Below are 16,411 nucleotides of genomic sequence, written 5' to 3' on the forward strand. Positions count from 1 at the left end.
ATAGTGAACCGTTTATTATTTATTTATACATCTAAATACTAAATAATCCCCGCTTTTGCGGGGATTTATCGAATGAGGTGAACTCGTCTCCTTTAGAAAACAGCCCGAACACAGTTAAGTGCATAAATAATATATATCAAAAGAACGATATTAAGTAGAACCTAATTTGAAAATTCTTTTTTTTAACAGCAAAATTGAAAGCCGCTGCATTCATAATTTATTCAGCACATGAAAGTTTCTCTATAGTAAAACAGTGCAGTTAAATAACCACTCTAAAAGCCGCAAAGTGATTCATTAAACGAATGAACATCCGCTTACTTTTGTGAATTATTATCAGAACTGAATTTCGATGTCATTTGTCCAAATTTATTAGAAGAAGAGACAATTTTTGATTATTCTCAAGAGGAAATTGCTTATGGAGATTTTATGAAGAGCGTAGGTTTCACTGACGCTACACAAAAAATAAAATCGTTATTATCAGATGTTAAAGATAATTACGAAAAAATATGTATTATTGGATTTAGTATAGGGGCTACTATTGCTTGGTTTTGTAGTGAGGAAGAATGTGTAGATGGAATAGTTGGATACTATGGTTCACGTATTAGGAATTATGTAGAATTAACACCACAAACTCCAACACTGCTATTCTTTCCACAAGAAGAACACTCTTTTAATGTGGACGATTTAATTTCGACTTTAAATCAAAAGAATATTGAAGTACATAAATTTAACGGAAAACATGGATTTAGTGACCCTTACTCTCCAAATTATAATTTTAAATCTGCACAAAAAGCATTTAATGAAATGATGAATTTTATAATAAACATACATTAAGTTAGCTGATGTGTTACTAAGCTATAAGGGATTTCCTTAAACAAGGGAAACTTTTTTCTTTTGATGCTAACGGGTAGCGATCCTTAAAGAAGCAGGGACTGCTCTTTTTCTTATTGAAGTAACGAGCAGGATACTGATGCAAGGAGCTGCCTCTTTAGTCACCCATGACGAAGGACAGCTCTTTTTGCTTGTATTAATGTTATTGACAATTTCCAGCAAGGATTATACCTTCTAAGACAGGAGCACCTGAAGTGCCAGCCAACAAATTAAAAGGGCGTACTGATACACGCGAGTTTGGCGTAACGGATGCAGCGGTAGGAAGTTCTATTCGGGATGACCAAGTAGGTGGGTCTTCCGGAGTAGCAAATAACTGGTTTCCAAAGCTACCAGTCCCGGGAATGATGATTTCACCTGTATACTTGTCAAAATTACCGAAAACTTGAGGCTGCGGTAAGGTTACCATAATGCTCACAGCCTGACCTCCTCTTGGACCAAAATTCACATAAGCTACGCCACCTGTACCGAATGGTACTCTCCCTCGGGGCCGTAAAGACGTACAGCAGGGGTAAGGGATTAAACCCGGAACGCAGAGGATGTCCCCGGGGAATAATACATTAGGATTTGGAATATGGGGATTGTTAACTGCAAGTGCTTCTATTCTTACTCTGAATATCTGCGCAATGGTATAGAACGTGTCTCCTGGAATTACGGTGTACCGACCCAAAAACCCCGGTGGACAGTTCCCTGGTATTCTTGCTTGTTGTCTATACATAAATCTGCCTCCCAATCGTAAAAACCTTATTTTACGGTATGTAGTAAGCTTTAAAGTGGGTATGCTTTTTGGAATTATGAATTAATTATCATCAAAACAGTAAAAACACTATTGTTGTTATGACTGGTTCTACAGTGAATCTTAACAGCAATCAGTAATAAATGGTTAGGGGGAAAGTGATGAGTGTGATATTTTAACCTAGTAGTTTAAAGGATGAAATTATAGGACTTATAGAGTTTTTTAAAGAAAATGATACGGTTTTGCCTTGTTTTCATGCAATGTAAGGGGAGGATTTATTTAAGAAGGTACTATAGATTTCATCTCGAATTATATAATGTGAGTTACTATCATTCATTAGTTGAGGTGAGCTGTCTTGAGCAGAGTTGAGAACAGTAAAAAGTTAAATTTAGAACGTATCGTTTTTATTGGAAGAACTTACGAGGAATATCTTAATATGTTCTTGCTTTCAAAAGAAGAGTTGTTTGGAAAGAAAGTTCTTGATTGCCCTGCAGGTGCATGTTCTTTTACTGCTGTAGGTAACAAGTTAGGATTAGACATTATTGCTTGTGATATTGCTTATTATCACTCTGGCAATTTACTTAAATCAAAAGGACTTCAAGATATTGAACATGCGATGGTTCATATGGAAAAAGCGTTTGATAACTATAATTGGGATTTCTTTAGAGACATAGCAGATTTAAAATCTCATAGACTTAGTGCCTTAACAAATTGTTCAAATGACATGCTAGAGAATGGTGAAAAGTACATTCCTGTTACGTTACCTACATTACCGTTTAAAGACGATCAATTTGATATCGTTCTATCTGCTCATTTTTTATTTATGTATGGAGATAGATTAGACTATCAATTTCATATTAATACTTTAAAAGAGTTGTTAAGAGTAACTAAGCTAGAGTTACGAATTTTCCCATTAGTGAACTTAGAAGGAAAAAGGTATGAAGAATTAGATAACATTATAAAATCTTTAAAAAGTTGGGGTTATGAAGTCACAGAAATAGCCGTCAACTACGAATTTCAAATAAATGCAAATTCAATGTTGAAAGTAAGGAAGTTGACGAGATAAGAAAGACTCAATAAAGAGCTAGTAAGCACGTTAATTATTTCCTGATTTCTATAAAAACAAATTAAATTAGCATCTAAAAGAGTAGTTCCAAGCTGCTCATGCTTTAAATGAGATATCTCTCTTTAACTAATCGTTTGCTACTCTTAAAAAAATGGTGCCGATTATTAATAGTATGTAAATGTACAAATAAAATATAAAGGAGAAATGAAATGGAAGTATTTGTGCAGCATATTGATGCATTTAGTTCAGTTCCAAACAAAGGGAACCCAGCTGGTGTAGTGCTTGATGGAGATAATTACACTGAATTACAAATGCTAGAGATAGCAAAGAAAGTGGGATTCAATGAAACTGTATTTGTAGTCGCATCAGAAATCGCTGACTTTAGATTCAGATACTTTACTCCAGGTCATGAGAATAACCTTTGTGGTCATGCAACTATGGGGGCTATCTATGCATTAAAGATGAATGGGGATTTGAAATCCGACGAAATAGCAATCGAAACAAATGTAGGCGTTCTACCTTTAGTAATAGAATGTTCTAGTATAAAAATGAAACAAGCTAAACCTACATTTAAAGAATTTCGGGGCTCGAGATTAGAGTTAGCGAAATCAATCGGATTGTCCGAAAAAGAATTACATCCTGATTACCCTATTATGTATGGGAGTACCGGAATTTGGACGTTAATTATTCCAATAAAAAAGCTATCGAGTTTTGTGAAAATGAATCCTCAAACCGACACATTCCCAGAAGTTTTAAATGAAATGCCAAGGGCTTCTCTACATCCTTTTTGTTTTGAAGTAAGAGATAAAGAAAGCTTTATGCATGGTAGACACTTCTCTTCCCCCTATTCAGGTACGATTGAAGATGCCGTAACAGGAACCGCATCTGGTGTAATGGGAGCTTATTATCAAAAATTTGTACATAGAGAAATACAATTACCTTCAACCCTTATTGTTGAACAAGGACATGAAATGAATAAAGATGGAAAGGTATATGTACATTTGGAAGGTCAACGTGATGAATTAGATGTATATATCTCTGGAAACGCAGTTCATGTTAAAGAATTTATGGTAGAGCTGAATGAAATGTAACAATTGATTACGACTGGTCTGCGGTACTTTATTGTAATAAAGGTTTGCAATTCCTCTTCGAATACATTAAAGAGTTTTCCATAAACGGTGGCCTACTTACACCTAAGCCCTAAAAAATCCCTTTCCAACAAGGATTGGTTCTTATTCATGACTCCAATCTTCCATTAAAACGTTCATTTTCATAGAAAAACCAAACAAGCTTGCTGCTTTTTCTACGTTTCTAGAAAAACAGCAAACTTGTTGTCTTATGAATGGTAATAGCTTAGCACTTCTTTCCAATCTGCTGGTTTCCCGTTCGCACGGTGCTCAGTTTGGAGACTTATTAAGAAGATAACTTATGACTTTCTATTGATTCATTATGTAAAACAAGTAATCATCTGATGGGCGCTCATTTCACCCTGATCAATAAGCTCTAAATTACGTATAGAATCCAGAACCGACTCTCCTGTTGTAAGTAAGAATTTTTTGCAAAACCTTTAAGTCCGTAGGGCAAAGTGTTGTTACCATACATGATAAAGAAAATTCCTTAGACAACCCCGTTTCTTTATTATAATTTAGAAAGATCTCTGCCTGAGAATGATTTATTGCAGCAAGTGTAGTGAACGGTGCCTTTCGTTCATAGAACCAAGGAAAAGATCACGAATAGTAATTTCATCCTGCTACACCTACAAGATCCACATCGAACAAAAAATCTTTCTCTTCAATTTGAATGTCGGACATTTGTTATTTTCAGTTAGCTTATATTTTTCCGGATTTTACTAAAAGAAATAGTTTATGACGCTCTTCTTTTCGCGGTAAGAATTCCATACATCTCTACCCTCTGTTTCCTTATAATGTGTGTGCCTCATGACAACCTTGACAAATTCCTCGCAACTCGTAGCTTAAATCTACAAGGCGAAATCCAGTGTCGTTTAATACAGCTTTTCTCAATGTTTCTGAATGCGATAGATAATGCAAATCCTTTATCCCCCCACATTTATCACAGACAATGTGACAATGCGGAGCTTCGGTAGCCATTTCGTACTTAGCTGGAACTTTTTGATAACGTATTGCACGAATTAGTTCTACTTTTTCTAAAAGATCAAGGTTCGCATAAACATTTGCCAAGCTATTGCTTAAACGTCGATTCACTAAGTCTTTATATATCTCCATTGCTGTCGGATGATTTCTATTCTTAAGTATATATTGCAGAATCGCTTTTCTTTGAGTTGTACATCGAACCCCCTCGCTCTCTAAAAAACGAATACATTGATTAAAGTCCAATATATCACCGCCATTACATTGTGGACTACTCCTTTATGTAAATGTTCTTATAAATTGTAATCTGCTTTACTTGCATACACAAATCGTAATCATTACGCTTTGATTATATGATAGTTATCCTACTCAAAGCAAGCAAATTAAAAATAGGGTTTAATATCCTTTTTCTAACTTGATTGACTTCTGTAATTCTAATCGAATAGCTATAACATTTTAAAAAATTATTTATAATTCAAAAAAGCTCCGCAAAATGAATCTTGACAATTCACTAAAGTCCGTATAATCTTTAAAACGTAATCATTCCGATTAACAACAAAAAGGAAAGGGAGAATAGATTTGAAGAAATCATTTTTATTAGCAAGTCTACTGGTTTCAGTCATCACTTTAGCAGCTTGTCAAGATTCAGAAGAAGGAACAACTGCTAATGACAATTCATCAGATAATTCCAATGAAACGCAAGAAACAGAAGTAATCGAGTCAGCAGAAATTGAGGTAGAAGGTTTAGGTGATCATTATCATACGGGCGACACGATAGAATTAACTGCTGTACTCAATGAAGATGTCGATTATGATCACTGGCATTGGTACACAAAGGAAAGTGAACAAACTGAATGGGACGTTTCCTCTGGTCAACAGGGTGAAACTTTTATTGAAGAAGCAACCACAAATGGTTTAGAAATTAAAGCCACACTTTATGATGATGATCATGAAGTATATGCAGAATCCGAACCAGTTACTATTGTCATTGATGATCACCATGGTCATGATGAAGAAAGTAAACAGATTTATAAAGGTTACTTCGAAGATGACCAAGTAGGAGATCGTGAATTATCGGATTGGGAAGGAGATTGGCAATCAGTTTACCCTTACCTTTTAGATGGTGACCTAGACGAAGTCTTTGAACATAAAGCAGAAGAAGGCGATATGACAGCAGAAGAATACAAAGAATACTATTCAAACGGGTATGAAACAGATGTAGAACGTATCATTATTGAAGATGGCCATGTAACTTTCTTCCGTGATGGACAAGAATTTTCAGGAGACTATGAATACGACGGATACGAAATTCTTACTTACGAAGCCGGTAATCGTGGCGTGCGCTTTATTTATACATTAGTAGATGAAACAGATGATATGCCGCAATACATTCAATTCAGTGACCACTTAATTTCTCCTACAGACTCTAGCCACTATCATTTATATTGGGGAGATGATCGTGAAGAATTATTAGATGAGGTCACTCATTGGCCAACTTATTATCCTTCTAATTTAGACGCAGACGGTATAGTTCGTGACCAATTAGCACACTAAAAACTAGGAGAAGAGAAGCCCGATGCTTTTCTTCTCCCTACTTTCGTTTTACTTGTAAAAAAGGAGGAGTTAAAAATGAAGCGAAAAATGTTCCAAACTCTATTAGTAAGTTCCACTACAATAACAGTTCTTTTCGGTTGTCAGTCACAAGATACACAGGATACGGACACTAATAACGAAGAAGCTAACATTTCTGTTGTAGCTTCTTTTTTACCAATTTATGAATTTACTAAACAAGTAGCTGGTGATCGAGCAGAAGTTCAACTTATGGTCTCCCAAGGACAGGATGCTCATCATTATGAGCCTAGTGCGCAGGACTTGGCAGCTTTGAACGAAGCCGACGTTTTTGTCTATAGCAGTGAGGAAATGGAGTTTTGGGTCGGAAGTTTATTTAATACTTTAGAAAATGACGATCTTATTATCGCAAGGTCTGCAGATGGGCTTAATCAAGCGGAGCATGAGAGTCACTCACATGGGGAGGAGATGAATCAAGCAGAATCTGGTAGCGTACAAATAGAAGGCGTGGCTGATCATTATCATACTGGAGATGATATTGAGTTAACAGCGGAGTTAACAGGAGATGAAAATTATGACCACTGGCATTGGTACGAACGAGAAAATGCTAATGAAGAATGGATAGCTGTTTCTGGGCAATTCTCGGAAACTTTTACTCTTGAAGCCCCAGAAGAGAGTTTCGAAATTCAAGCAGTTATTTATGATAATAATCATAATGTCTATGCCGAATCTGAACCAGTAGAAATCAACATCGATAATCATGATAGCCATGAGCACAATCATGAAAATGATAACCATGATGATTCTCAAGAAGATCATAGTCAGTCAGAATCTGAAGAGGATATTGAGATTATTGGCTTAGCAGACCATTATCATACAGGTGATGTTGTTACACTTGTTGCAGAGCTTAATGAGCAGACAGATTATGAACACTGGCATTGGTTTATAAGAGAAGATACTGATCAAGAATGGGAAGCTGCATTAGATCAAAACACCGATCATTTTGAATACAAAACAACAGGAGAAAGCTTCGAAGTAAAGGCTGTGCTTTACGACGATGATCATAATGTCCATGCAGAATCAAGTTCTGTTTCTGTATTAATTGATGACCACGAAGATCAAGATCCTCATATTTGGCTTGACCCGGTTCTGGCACAAGATCAGGTCATTGCTATTCGTGATGCTTTAATTGAAGCCGACCCAGATGGAACGAAAATTTATGAAGAAAACGCAGAAGCTTTTGTGGAAGAACTCAAGGCTTTAGATGAAGATTTCCAGACCACATTGGAAGATGCAGAACGCCGTGTCTTTGTCGTACAGCATCAAGCTTTTGGCTACCTTGCAGATCGCTATGATTTAGAACAAATTGCAATCGGAGGGCTATCTACTGAAGTCGAACCAAGTCCATCCCGAATGGCGGAAATTGGCGAGCTAGTTAAAGAAAATGATGTGCCTGTTATCTATTACCAACAAGGGGCTAGCTCATCCATCGCTCAAACTGTTGCTACAGAGACAGGGACAGAAACAGCTGTATTGTATGATCTAGAAGTACTCTCTGAAGAATTAATTGCCAATGATTTAGGTTATTTGGAAGCGATGCGCCATAATCTAGAAGCATTGCAAACCAGCATCTACTAAATAATGAGGAGGAAAAGGCTCTATAAATTTTGGGTACCACTACTTTATTGGTGGTTTGCCCAGGTTATCACAGAGTTAATGACCATTACCGGCTAACTAGCTTCTTCATTTATTTATTGAAGTGGAAGTTTCAGCAAGGTGATAAATTTTATAGAGTTTCTTCTCCCTTCCCAAAAAATAACAGAAATAGAAAGGTCGATTTATGCATGTACTACATTAAAGTAGATGATCTTGCTTTTCATTATGAAAAGGAACTTGTCTTATCAAATATTTCATTCGAATTAAATCCAGGGGACTTTGTGATGCTAACTGGCGAGAATGGAGCTGCAAAAACCACTTTAATACGTAATATCTTAGGATTACTTAAACCCTCAATCGGACAAGTTAGCTTGTCGTCAAAAAACCGCTATGGAAAGAAACTAGTAGTTGGATATGTCCCTCAACAAGTGGCTTCGTTTAATGTTGGCTTTCCCAGTACTGTATTGGAACTAGTCCAGTCTGGACGTTATCAAAGAGACAAATGGTTTACAAAACTAACTAATGAAGACAAAGAGCAAGTCAGACGCTCCCTTGAATCGGTAGGGATGTGGGAAATGCGCTATAAAATGATCGGCGAATTATCGGGCGGACAAAAACAGCGTATCTCAATAGCACGTGTATTTGCTACTGATCCAGATTTATTTATATTAGATGAACCAACAACCGGAATGGATAGCCAATCACGTGAGGAATTTTATAAATTGCTAAGACATAACTGCGATAAGCATGGAAAAGCTATTCTAATGGTGTCTCACGATCATGGCGAACTCCGGAATTATGTTAATAAACATATTGAACTCGTACGGAAGGAGGGATTGCCTTGGAGATGTTTCTCTATGGATTCATGCAAAGAGCTTTCCAAGCCTCGCTTCTCATTTCATTGATTGCGCCCTTGTTAGGATTATTCCTCATATTACGCCGGCAGTCACTTATGGCAGACACGCTGGCACATGTTTCCTTAGCCGGTGTAGCGTTAGGATTATTAGTCAATATCAACCCTACATGGACTAATATTTTAATGGTAATAGTAATTGCAGTTCTATTGGAATTTTTGCGTATGTTATATCGGACATATTCTGAAGTCTCTATTGCCATTCTAATGTCAGCCGGAATGGCCTTAGCTTTGTTTCTAATGAGTTTGAACCAAGGCGGTACAACACTGAATATCAACCAATTTCTTTTCGGTTCCATCGTTACAATTAGTACACAACAAATATGGATGCTGTGCATATTGACTGGTATAATTTTGTCCTTATACTTCATATTTCGTAAGGCAATGTACGTACTGGTTTTTGATGAGGATACGGCTTTTACAGCTGGGTTACCAATAAAAACTATGTCTATTTTGTTTAATGTGTTAACGGGGGTAACCATAGCTATTATCATGCCCATTGTTGGGGCGTTATTAGTGTCGGCAATTTTAATTTTACCTGCAGCGATTTCTATGCGCTTGAGTAAAAGCTTTGCACGCACAATTTTAATAGGAATTCCAATTGCAGCAACAGGCATGTTAAGCGGGTTAGTTACTTCATATGAGTATGGTACACCACCAGGAGCAACAATTACTTTAATTTTAATTACTATATTTGGAATTACTATTTCTTTAAAAAAACTAGCAAAGTTATTCAAGGTCAAAGGAAGTCCTTATAGAAGACAAACTTGAATGATTCGGAGAGCATCTTGATGAACTATTGATATTTAAAAAAATTAAATGCAGAAACGAACTACTCCACATAGAATTTTGTTTTCTAATTCACAGCTATGAATACAGCCTAATTTGCCACCTTCCAGATGTATTCGTAGCTGGTTCTCCTTGCTGATATACTCCGCAGCTACACTTCTGACACTTTTAATAGACTCTTAGTAAATAGAAATAACAATAAGTGAGGTGCGGTATTTATGTTATCTGCTATTAAACAATCTGAGGACTTATCCTACCAGAGGCCACCTGGGGATTTTTCTTATTTCAAGGGTTGGCTGCATTGGAGCATCCTGAACTAAGAGGTCTGGATTATAAAGTATTATTTATACTTTTAAAAGAGATGAAAAGCGACAATATATCTTATATGAAACAAGTAGAGGTTTCTAATGAACTAAAGAGCCATAGGAGTAATATTTCGAAGTCAGTTAAGCGATTAACAGCTCACCAATTTATACTTAAGGTGCATAATGGTTACATGATAAATCCTTACTTTTTTTACGGAGGACCATATTCTACATTAATCGCTAAGAGAGAATTATTCAATGAATTGTTAAAAGGAAAAAATTAAATTGAGATACATTGATTGAGGTACGTATTATGAATCAAAAAGTTTATTTTTTATCAGTTTGAGTGACGTTTATTATTTCACTAATTTTGTCTGGTATCATAACTACCTTAGTACTTAAGTCTACTGGTCTAAATGATTCATCTATGCACGCATCCCAGTGTACAAATTCGAATGGTGCCCCCCTATCTTTCCTTTCTTTCTTCATTGCACCTCCTATCTAACAAAACAGAATAATTTAAATAATAATTATGTTTCAAGCTAACGACTAAAGGCTAATAGAAAAATAGAGGTAATTTGATTTGCTAGTTCTAACATGTATTAAGAATGAGGGTGCCCTTCCCCCGGGGCCCCTTTTCTGTCTGAATCGATGAAAGAAAATCAGTTAATCGCAATGACAACATAAAGGAGAGCCTTTTAAATGAAAAGTAGTAAACTTCACCTCACGTTTGTCTTTATCCTGTTTGCAGTTGTAGGTTCTTTACTTACAGGGTTTGCGGGTACTGGTTTACTTTATTTAATACGAACGGTTTGGTATGAAGAATTGTTTAAATCCATTTCCTATCTAGCAGCTTTCGTTATTGCAGCCGTACCAGGATTGATTGGATCGCTATATTGGACATACTTTTTTATTAAGAAAGAACGTAGAGAAACCAAACATTTAAAAAGTGAGAACCGCTCGTATCAATAAGTGGAATGATGAACCTGTTTCATGAATCTAATTTTCTCTCTCTTACTCCTAAAAGAAAGACTAGTTGAGAGCGAATGACGATCTCCCCTCTCCTTTGGTCTCCACACATATAAAAACGAAAAGACGAAAGCAACCGATCAACTTTGCTTTCGTCTTTTTCTTTATTCCCTAATCCCCTTCTGCGATGAGCTTCAGCAAACGCATATTCTGCTTCCCTGTTCCCCTGTATCCACTTATTCCATAGACACGCGCGAGCCTTTCGCGATTAACATAACTCGAATTCATCCCTGCTCGTTTCATATAATCCACGATTCCCTCACCTTTCCTCGGTGTCGGTCGTTTTTTCGGCGCTTGCTTCCCCGTCTCTTTTTGTAGCAGTCCAAGTAGCGTCTCGTTCTGTGCCGCCGTCCCTCGGTAGCTAACAATCCCCTTTTCCCCAGCTAGCTTGGCTCTGCTTTCATAGCTTGAATTCATGCCCTGTGCCTTCATCCAATCAACGATGCTCGTGCCCGGAGATGCCTCGCCCGCGCGCTTAGCCGATTCCGGCAGGGCGTCTTTGCCTTCCTTTTTCTTCGCTCCTTGGTCTTGTTTCACTTGCGTGATAAGTGCGTGAAAGGCGTTGATTCCACCTGCGGCAAGGATAAATCGAGGGCAGTTTTTGCCACTCCACTGTTGGTGTGTGACGACGTTGCGCAGTGGAATGTCGTATTTCTCTTGTAAGAGGAGGACAAGCATAGCTGCGTTCCGCCTTGTTTTCTCAAAGTCACTCCCTTTGTTCACGCATAGTTCGATGCCGATCGATTGCCTGTTGCCCATCCCGTCTCTTCCGTCACCCGCATACCATCCGTTTTCATTTGTAGGCAAATGCTGATACGCGATGTCTTGATCGTCAACGGTATAATGCCAACTTACCGCAGTTGTTGACAACTTCAAGTAGCGGGCATGCATCCGAGCCGTTGCGCCTTCTTTCTCGTTTCCGGTTTCATGGATCGTTATATACAGAGGGGTCATTGGAAAACTTGGACGGTTTCGATGTGTAATCGGGACATAATCTTTGACGATGTTCATACCTGTGCCCCCACTCCCTGTCGATCACTTATTCTGCTAAAGTCACTTTATGGTTCCAATCGTTTGCCTTTCACCGAAGCAGCCCCGTCCCCTGCTTCGTCTCAACACCCACCCACGAATCAAGCCTTTGCGTTGCCATTTTTCACTCCTTGTTCCGTTCGTTTTCAATGACATGCGCCAACCCAGCAATCGATTGCTGCAATTCTTTTACAACCGGTTCTAGCCGCACAAGCAAGTAGGAAGCGACTGCGATTGGAAAGCCAACGTTTGAGACAAGCGTGACCCAATCTTCCATCTGTCCTCACCCTTTCTGTTTGATAGGCGGCGGCTTCAGAAGAAGCCGCCTTAAAGTTGTCTTACAAAAACCTCTAAACCGCAATCGTCTCAACCGCTCTTGTCACGATTCGCGCATCCACTTTTGATGCAATCATGGAGGCGTTGCCGTAAAAGACGTTTTGTTCAAGGAGTGTATCCATCGCCTGGCTAACTTCTTCTTCGGTCAAATTGTCTTTTGGCGCAGGTACACGGAACGTAATCAATTGGCCTTCGTCTGTACGAAAGCGGAGTTCAAGCGTCATTTCATTCATCAATATCCCTCCTTTCCACGTACGAAGATTGACTTAACTGTTTGGGCTCGGACGCAAATAACTGTTTTCCGTTAGCGTTATCTCACCAAGTTCCAAGTTGCATAGATTGGCAAACGTTGTTGCGACTACATAGAGTGCATCAATATCGGCGTCCGGTTTGACATTAAAACCAAAACGGCGAAACAAAGGATTGCCTGAGTCGGTGAAGCCATTCTCCATCGCCATCGTTAGACGCTGGGAGTAGGGTTGTTTTCTAGCCATTGACCTGCCTCCTCTCTTCAGAAATTAGGGTGACAGCTTGGACAATCACGGCCGGTGATGGTGCGCAAGCTGCCTATGAAATTGAAAAAAGCCCGTGGGTCCCCCACCGGCTAAGACGAGCATAGCACGGTGAAAAAGAGACGCGCAAGTTATTTTTCTGATTAGAAGGAATGTTGCAAATACAGAAGTAACTCCTTTACCTCACACCACCTAAAGACGAAACGATCGCTGTACTACTTCATCCCCCGTTCTTTCCTCTCCACACACTTCCTCCTCTTGCGTGCGATCCTCCTCTGCGAGAGTGAAAAGCGATAGCTGCGCCGACTTGATCGACACCTCAATCAAATCTTCTGGACGAAAATGATGCACCGCCGCGACATTCGTTTCAGCCATATCGATGTCACTTAACACGATGTGTATTTCTTTATGCCACCGTTCCTTCCCGGTGCGATCAATGATATTGATCTTCTTCACGATCCCTCTAAGCTCACAGCAATCCAACTTAAACCAACTCCAATCGAATGCTTTTCGCTTTGCCATAATGAGTCGTTACTTCGCGTACTAAGGAATCAACCTCTTGATACGCACCTACCGGATGACCATTAATATGAACACGGTACATCGGCACATCTTCCATCTCCGAATCAAGCTCGAGCGCCTTGATAATGCCATCGGCATGACTCAACGCCATCATCTGAATCACACGACGATCTCTTAACCTCCTCGCTTCTTCATGGTTGTCGATAAACACACTTTTTGTGAGCACCGCCGGCATCTTCGCTTGATGCAACTGACCTAAGACGCCCTCCTTTAAACCAAAGTCGTTCACCTTCAGTCTTTTTGTCACTTCACGATGAATCATGACTTGCATCTGTTTTGTTTCTTGACTTGCCTCATGGTACACATAAGACTCAAAGCCCCTTTCACTTCCTGCATTTACGTGAATACTGACGTATAAATCGCTGTTCCACTCATTTGCCATGCGAATTCGTGCATCCTCTGATAAAAAACGATCCACTTCCCGCGTTAGCATCACTTCAACAGGAAAACCCATTAACGCATCTGCCGTTGCTTTCGCCACAAGCAGCGTCACGTCTTTTTCTCTCACACCAAAACCCGTATCGCCAACATCACTTCCACCATGACTTGGATCAAGAATTACCCGTTTCATTTCCACCTGCTTGTCCTCCTTTTTTTCGATACCTGAAGTCAGGTCCGTCGATTCGTAACAGTGTCGATTGATAAATCAATCGCGAGTAATTACGATCTCCGATTTCTTTATGCAATTGTTCGGCTCCATAGTTGGTTGTATAGATCGTCGCTTTTCCAAGCCTTGCATCAATGATTTCAAACAACTTACTAACTGCCCAGCCATTGCCATCGTCTTTTTTATACTCAGAGCCGATGTCATCAAGCACCAATAGCGCTATTGATTTTAATCGCTGCAACAATTCATACTCACTTTTCTTACTGGCCCGGTCGTATGAGGACTTAATGACCGTTAATAACTGGGGAACGGTTATAAAAAGCCCACTAAAACCTTTATTAATCAACTCTTTTGTCATCGCTCGCGCAAGGTGACTTTTGCCAACGCCTGTCCCACCGCTAAAGAGAATGCCCCGCGCTTGTTTTCGGTTAAATTCACGGGTGTAACGGTAGCTTAAGGCGAGCGCATCGGCTTGTGTTTTTGTCTGCGGTACATACGTTTCAAGCGTCGCATGGCGCAAATCTTCGTTCACTAAACTAAACTCGTCAAAGAAATCTTGATTGCCTTTGACTTTAAGCGCATGCTTCCTCGCTTGAACCATACGCGCAAGCGCCAAATCTTCGCATTTACAACCAAGCATTTCTTTGCTTTCGTAGCCTTTATTTGGTCCTATTTGCAACACGGTTTGGTAGACCGATACCTCTTGCTCACACCCTTGGCACTGATACCTTTCAAGCAACGTTTCATCAGAATACTGCTTCCGGATATTGCTCAACAATAGACTTCCAGCTTTCTGCAACACGGCGCTCTTCCTCCCTTTTCTGGCTTTTGCCTTTCTTTTGTTTACGCTTCCATTTCATCTGTTGCCATTCATCTTGTTCACGCGTTACCTCAGCCATTGTTTGAATGCCTTTTGCTTTCCACGATTTCAACACGCCCCACACATAGTTAAAGCTAGGAGTTGGCGCTGATGCAGCGAGTTCAATCGCTTTTTCCACCATCGCTCGATTTTCCAAAAAACAAGGCTCCTCTAACCACGCATCAAGCTCCGCCAATGAAGCTTTCGCGACTTGGGTAAAACCCGCCCGGTCCAATGCCGATTTCAGCGACGTTGTTGTTGTTGTTGTTTTGTTTTTATGTTCTTTAAGATCAAGTTCTTTTAAACAACTGTTTTTAAGACGCGTTTGAATGCCAGTGCGTACGACAGGTTGTGCGATCGTTTGGTTCACACGTTTTTCCATCGTTGCTTGGACCATGTCAACGCGAGGCTGGGCAACGGTTTCCATTGCATTTTCGCTTGGACGTGAGACCGATTCGACGACCGTTTCTTGTGCCATTTGTGCATGCGAATCATCCACACACTCCGCTTCTGTTAACAACGTATAAAAGGCTGCTTTTTTCGCACATGGCTCAAATTGGATTAACCCCGCCTCTACAAGTTCCCCGCGACAACGATAGAGCGTTGACCGACAGATGCCACAGGTTGCAAGTAAATTAGCAGTTGGCCAAGCGAATGCGGCCGCGTCTCTAACACACGCTTGGTACAACAACGCCTCATAAAGCACAATCGCACTCTTTGAAAACGTCTGCCGTTGCTGCGCGATGACAAATTGCACATAAAGTTCCTGAAACATGGCGACCCCTCCATTCTTTCAACTTACACGATAGTAATAAGCAAACAACTCTTCTACTCGCACTTGAAACAATTCAGCCAAAGCCAGCTCCTTGTCCCAACCACAACGTTCCACATTCCTCTCAATTCGCGAGTACAGCGATTGACTACAACCAATCGCTTCGGCTACTTCTTTTTGCGATAGCTTATGACGTCTGCGCAAGTAAATCAGCAATTCATTTCGTTCTGTTGATCGCCGCTTACGCCTTCCTCTGATACGAGGCCTTTTCATCTGTCCCACCTCCCTTCTATTCGCTTCACTAGCGGTATGACAAAAATATAGCTTGTCCGAAAACGCATATCTAGCGTTTTTTTTGCTTCTAATTTCGACCTATACAGTTCTAATTCCGAAGAGTGAACACGTATAACCCTTGTTCCACAAGCGATTGACGTCCCTTATAAAAATGCTTATAAAACCAAAACTAGAGATGTTGGGAAATAATCAACCTGCTAAAACGCACGAAAAAAAGCGAACAAAGGCGGGATAGTTTTTAAAGCGATGTGTCATCATACATATTGCTTTTTTATTTGTTTTCAAAAAAGGGAAATTAATTTCTGAATAAAGAAATACTCCAATTGAATATAGTTATCCAATTGGAGTATTTGTAGTTTAA

18 protein-coding genes and 1 pseudogene are annotated in these 16,411 nt (G+C 39.4%); 8 read left to right on the forward strand and 11 right to left on the reverse strand.

Annotated elements, in window-relative coordinates; translation table 11 throughout:
- Positions 1-318: 318 nt before the first annotated feature.
- Positions 319-834: pseudogene (locus tag BK584_RS11845) on the forward strand (dienelactone hydrolase family protein); the annotation flags it as partial.
- Positions 835-1,033: 199 nt separating this feature from the next.
- Here BK584_RS11845 and BK584_RS25780 read toward each other — a convergent pair.
- Positions 1,034-1,606 carry a LysM peptidoglycan-binding domain-containing protein gene (locus BK584_RS25780; protein ID WP_078392796.1) on the reverse strand — a complete coding sequence of 191 codons (573 nt, stop codon included), beginning with the start codon at positions 1,604-1,606 and terminating at the stop codon, positions 1,034-1,036.
- A 373-nt stretch (positions 1,607-1,979) separates the two neighbouring features.
- On the opposite strand from BK584_RS25780, the gene BK584_RS11855 reads away from it, so the two are divergent.
- Entirely contained in the window at positions 1,980-2,690 is a 711-nt protein-coding gene (locus BK584_RS11855) for a class I SAM-dependent methyltransferase (RefSeq protein ID WP_078392797.1), read from the forward strand.
- Positions 2,691-2,899: 209 nt separating this feature from the next.
- Entirely contained in the window at positions 2,900-3,781 is an 882-nt protein-coding gene (locus BK584_RS11860; RefSeq protein WP_078392798.1) for a PhzF family phenazine biosynthesis protein, read from the forward strand.
- Between the two features lie 828 nt (positions 3,782-4,609).
- Here BK584_RS11860 and BK584_RS11865 read toward each other — a convergent pair.
- Positions 4,610-5,044 (reverse strand): Fur family transcriptional regulator, encoded by a 435-nt coding sequence (locus BK584_RS11865; RefSeq protein ID WP_169871225.1) that lies wholly within the window; start codon positions 5,042-5,044, stop codon positions 4,610-4,612.
- Between the two features lie 333 nt (positions 5,045-5,377).
- Here BK584_RS11865 and BK584_RS11870 point away from each other — a divergent pair, with 333 nt between their 5' ends.
- From BK584_RS11870 to BK584_RS11895, 5 genes are all read left to right on the forward strand, one after another.
- Positions 5,378-6,352 carry a metal-binding protein ZinT gene (locus tag BK584_RS11870; RefSeq protein ID WP_078392800.1) on the forward strand — a complete coding sequence of 325 codons (975 nt, stop codon included), beginning with the start codon at positions 5,378-5,380 and terminating at the stop codon, positions 6,350-6,352.
- Between the two features lie 75 nt (positions 6,353-6,427).
- Entirely contained in the window at positions 6,428-8,005 is a 1,578-nt protein-coding gene (locus tag BK584_RS11875; protein WP_078392801.1) for a metal ABC transporter solute-binding protein, Zn/Mn family, read from the forward strand.
- Between the two features lie 206 nt (positions 8,006-8,211).
- Complete coding sequence (locus tag BK584_RS11880; RefSeq protein WP_078392802.1) at positions 8,212-8,928, forward strand: metal ABC transporter ATP-binding protein; 717 nt, start codon at positions 8,212-8,214, stop codon at positions 8,926-8,928.
- Positions 8,865-9,707, forward strand: a complete 843-nt coding sequence (locus BK584_RS11885; RefSeq protein WP_218970338.1) for a metal ABC transporter permease — start codon at positions 8,865-8,867, stop codon at positions 9,705-9,707. Before BK584_RS11880 ends, BK584_RS11885 begins: the two co-directional genes overlap by 64 nt.
- A 1,025-nt stretch (positions 9,708-10,732) precedes the next feature.
- Entirely contained in the window at positions 10,733-11,002 is a 270-nt protein-coding gene (locus BK584_RS11895; protein WP_078392805.1) for a hypothetical protein, read from the forward strand.
- A gap of 168 nt (positions 11,003-11,170) precedes the next feature.
- On the opposite strand, the gene BK584_RS11900 is transcribed toward BK584_RS11895, so the two are convergent.
- The 9 genes from BK584_RS11900 to BK584_RS11940 form a co-directional block, all read right to left on the reverse strand.
- Entirely contained in the window at positions 11,171-12,070 is a 900-nt protein-coding gene (locus tag BK584_RS11900) for an N-acetylmuramoyl-L-alanine amidase (protein ID WP_078392806.1), read from the reverse strand.
- Between the two features lie 142 nt (positions 12,071-12,212).
- Positions 12,213-12,365 carry a YvrJ family protein gene (locus BK584_RS11905; protein ID WP_078392807.1) on the reverse strand — a complete coding sequence of 51 codons (153 nt, stop codon included), beginning with the start codon at positions 12,363-12,365 and terminating at the stop codon, positions 12,213-12,215.
- A gap of 73 nt (positions 12,366-12,438) precedes the next feature.
- The gene (locus BK584_RS11910; RefSeq protein WP_078392808.1) at positions 12,439-12,657 is read right to left on the reverse strand and encodes a DUF2922 domain-containing protein; all 219 of its coding nucleotides are present in this window, start codon (positions 12,655-12,657) and stop codon (positions 12,439-12,441) included.
- Between the two features lie 33 nt (positions 12,658-12,690).
- Positions 12,691-12,918: a DUF1659 domain-containing protein gene (locus tag BK584_RS11915; RefSeq protein ID WP_078392809.1), complete on the reverse strand. Its 228-nt coding sequence runs from the start codon at positions 12,916-12,918 to the stop codon at positions 12,691-12,693.
- Positions 12,919-13,128: 210 nt separating this feature from the next.
- Entirely contained in the window at positions 13,129-13,392 is a 264-nt protein-coding gene (locus BK584_RS11920; RefSeq protein WP_139365660.1) for a hypothetical protein, read from the reverse strand.
- A 28-nt stretch (positions 13,393-13,420) separates the two neighbouring features.
- A complete protein-coding gene (locus tag BK584_RS11925; protein WP_245809003.1) occupies positions 13,421-14,089 on the reverse strand; it encodes an N-acetylmuramoyl-L-alanine amidase in 669 nt (222 codons plus the stop codon).
- Positions 14,070-14,927: an ATP-binding protein gene (locus BK584_RS11930; protein ID WP_139365661.1), complete on the reverse strand. Its 858-nt coding sequence runs from the start codon at positions 14,925-14,927 to the stop codon at positions 14,070-14,072. The genes BK584_RS11925 and BK584_RS11930 overlap by 20 nt, the downstream gene beginning before the upstream one ends.
- Entirely contained in the window at positions 14,872-15,759 is an 888-nt protein-coding gene (locus BK584_RS11935; protein ID WP_078392813.1) for a DnaD domain protein, read from the reverse strand. The genes BK584_RS11930 and BK584_RS11935 overlap by 56 nt, the downstream gene beginning before the upstream one ends.
- A gap of 18 nt (positions 15,760-15,777) precedes the next feature.
- Positions 15,778-16,029 carry a helix-turn-helix domain-containing protein gene (locus BK584_RS11940; protein ID WP_078392814.1) on the reverse strand — a complete coding sequence of 84 codons (252 nt, stop codon included), beginning with the start codon at positions 16,027-16,029 and terminating at the stop codon, positions 15,778-15,780.
- Positions 16,030-16,411: the final 382 nt, after the last annotated feature.

This window comes from Shouchella patagoniensis, assembly GCF_002019705.1.
Classification (GTDB): Bacteria; Bacillota; Bacilli; order Bacillales; family Bacillaceae_D; genus Shouchella; species Shouchella patagoniensis.

Coding starts and splice junctions, on each gene's coding strand:
- BK584_RS25780 (WP_078392796.1), bottom strand. CDS start 1,606: ATGTATAGACAACAAGCAAGAATACCAGGGAACTGTCCACCGGGGTTT.
- BK584_RS11860 (WP_078392798.1), top strand. CDS start 2,900: ATGGAAGTATTTGTGCAGCATATTGATGCATTTAGTTCAGTTCCAAAC.
- BK584_RS11875 (WP_078392801.1), top strand. CDS start 6,428: ATGAAGCGAAAAATGTTCCAAACTCTATTAGTAAGTTCCACTACAATA.
- BK584_RS11880 (WP_078392802.1), top strand. CDS start 8,212: ATGTACTACATTAAAGTAGATGATCTTGCTTTTCATTATGAAAAGGAA.
- BK584_RS11895 (WP_078392805.1), top strand. CDS start 10,733: ATGAAAAGTAGTAAACTTCACCTCACGTTTGTCTTTATCCTGTTTGCA.
- BK584_RS11900 (WP_078392806.1), bottom strand. CDS start 12,070: ATGAACATCGTCAAAGATTATGTCCCGATTACACATCGAAACCGTCCA.
- BK584_RS11905 (WP_078392807.1), bottom strand. CDS start 12,365: ATGGAAGATTGGGTCACGCTTGTCTCAAACGTTGGCTTTCCAATCGCA.
- BK584_RS11910 (WP_078392808.1), bottom strand. CDS start 12,657: ATGAATGAAATGACGCTTGAACTCCGCTTTCGTACAGACGAAGGCCAA.
- BK584_RS11915 (WP_078392809.1), bottom strand. CDS start 12,918: ATGGCTAGAAAACAACCCTACTCCCAGCGTCTAACGATGGCGATGGAG.
- BK584_RS11925 (WP_245809003.1), bottom strand. CDS start 14,089: ATGAAACGGGTAATTCTTGATCCAAGTCATGGTGGAAGTGATGTTGGC.
- BK584_RS11935 (WP_078392813.1), bottom strand. CDS start 15,759: ATGTTTCAGGAACTTTATGTGCAATTTGTCATCGCGCAGCAACGGCAG.
- BK584_RS11940 (WP_078392814.1), bottom strand. CDS start 16,029: ATGAAAAGGCCTCGTATCAGAGGAAGGCGTAAGCGGCGATCAACAGAA.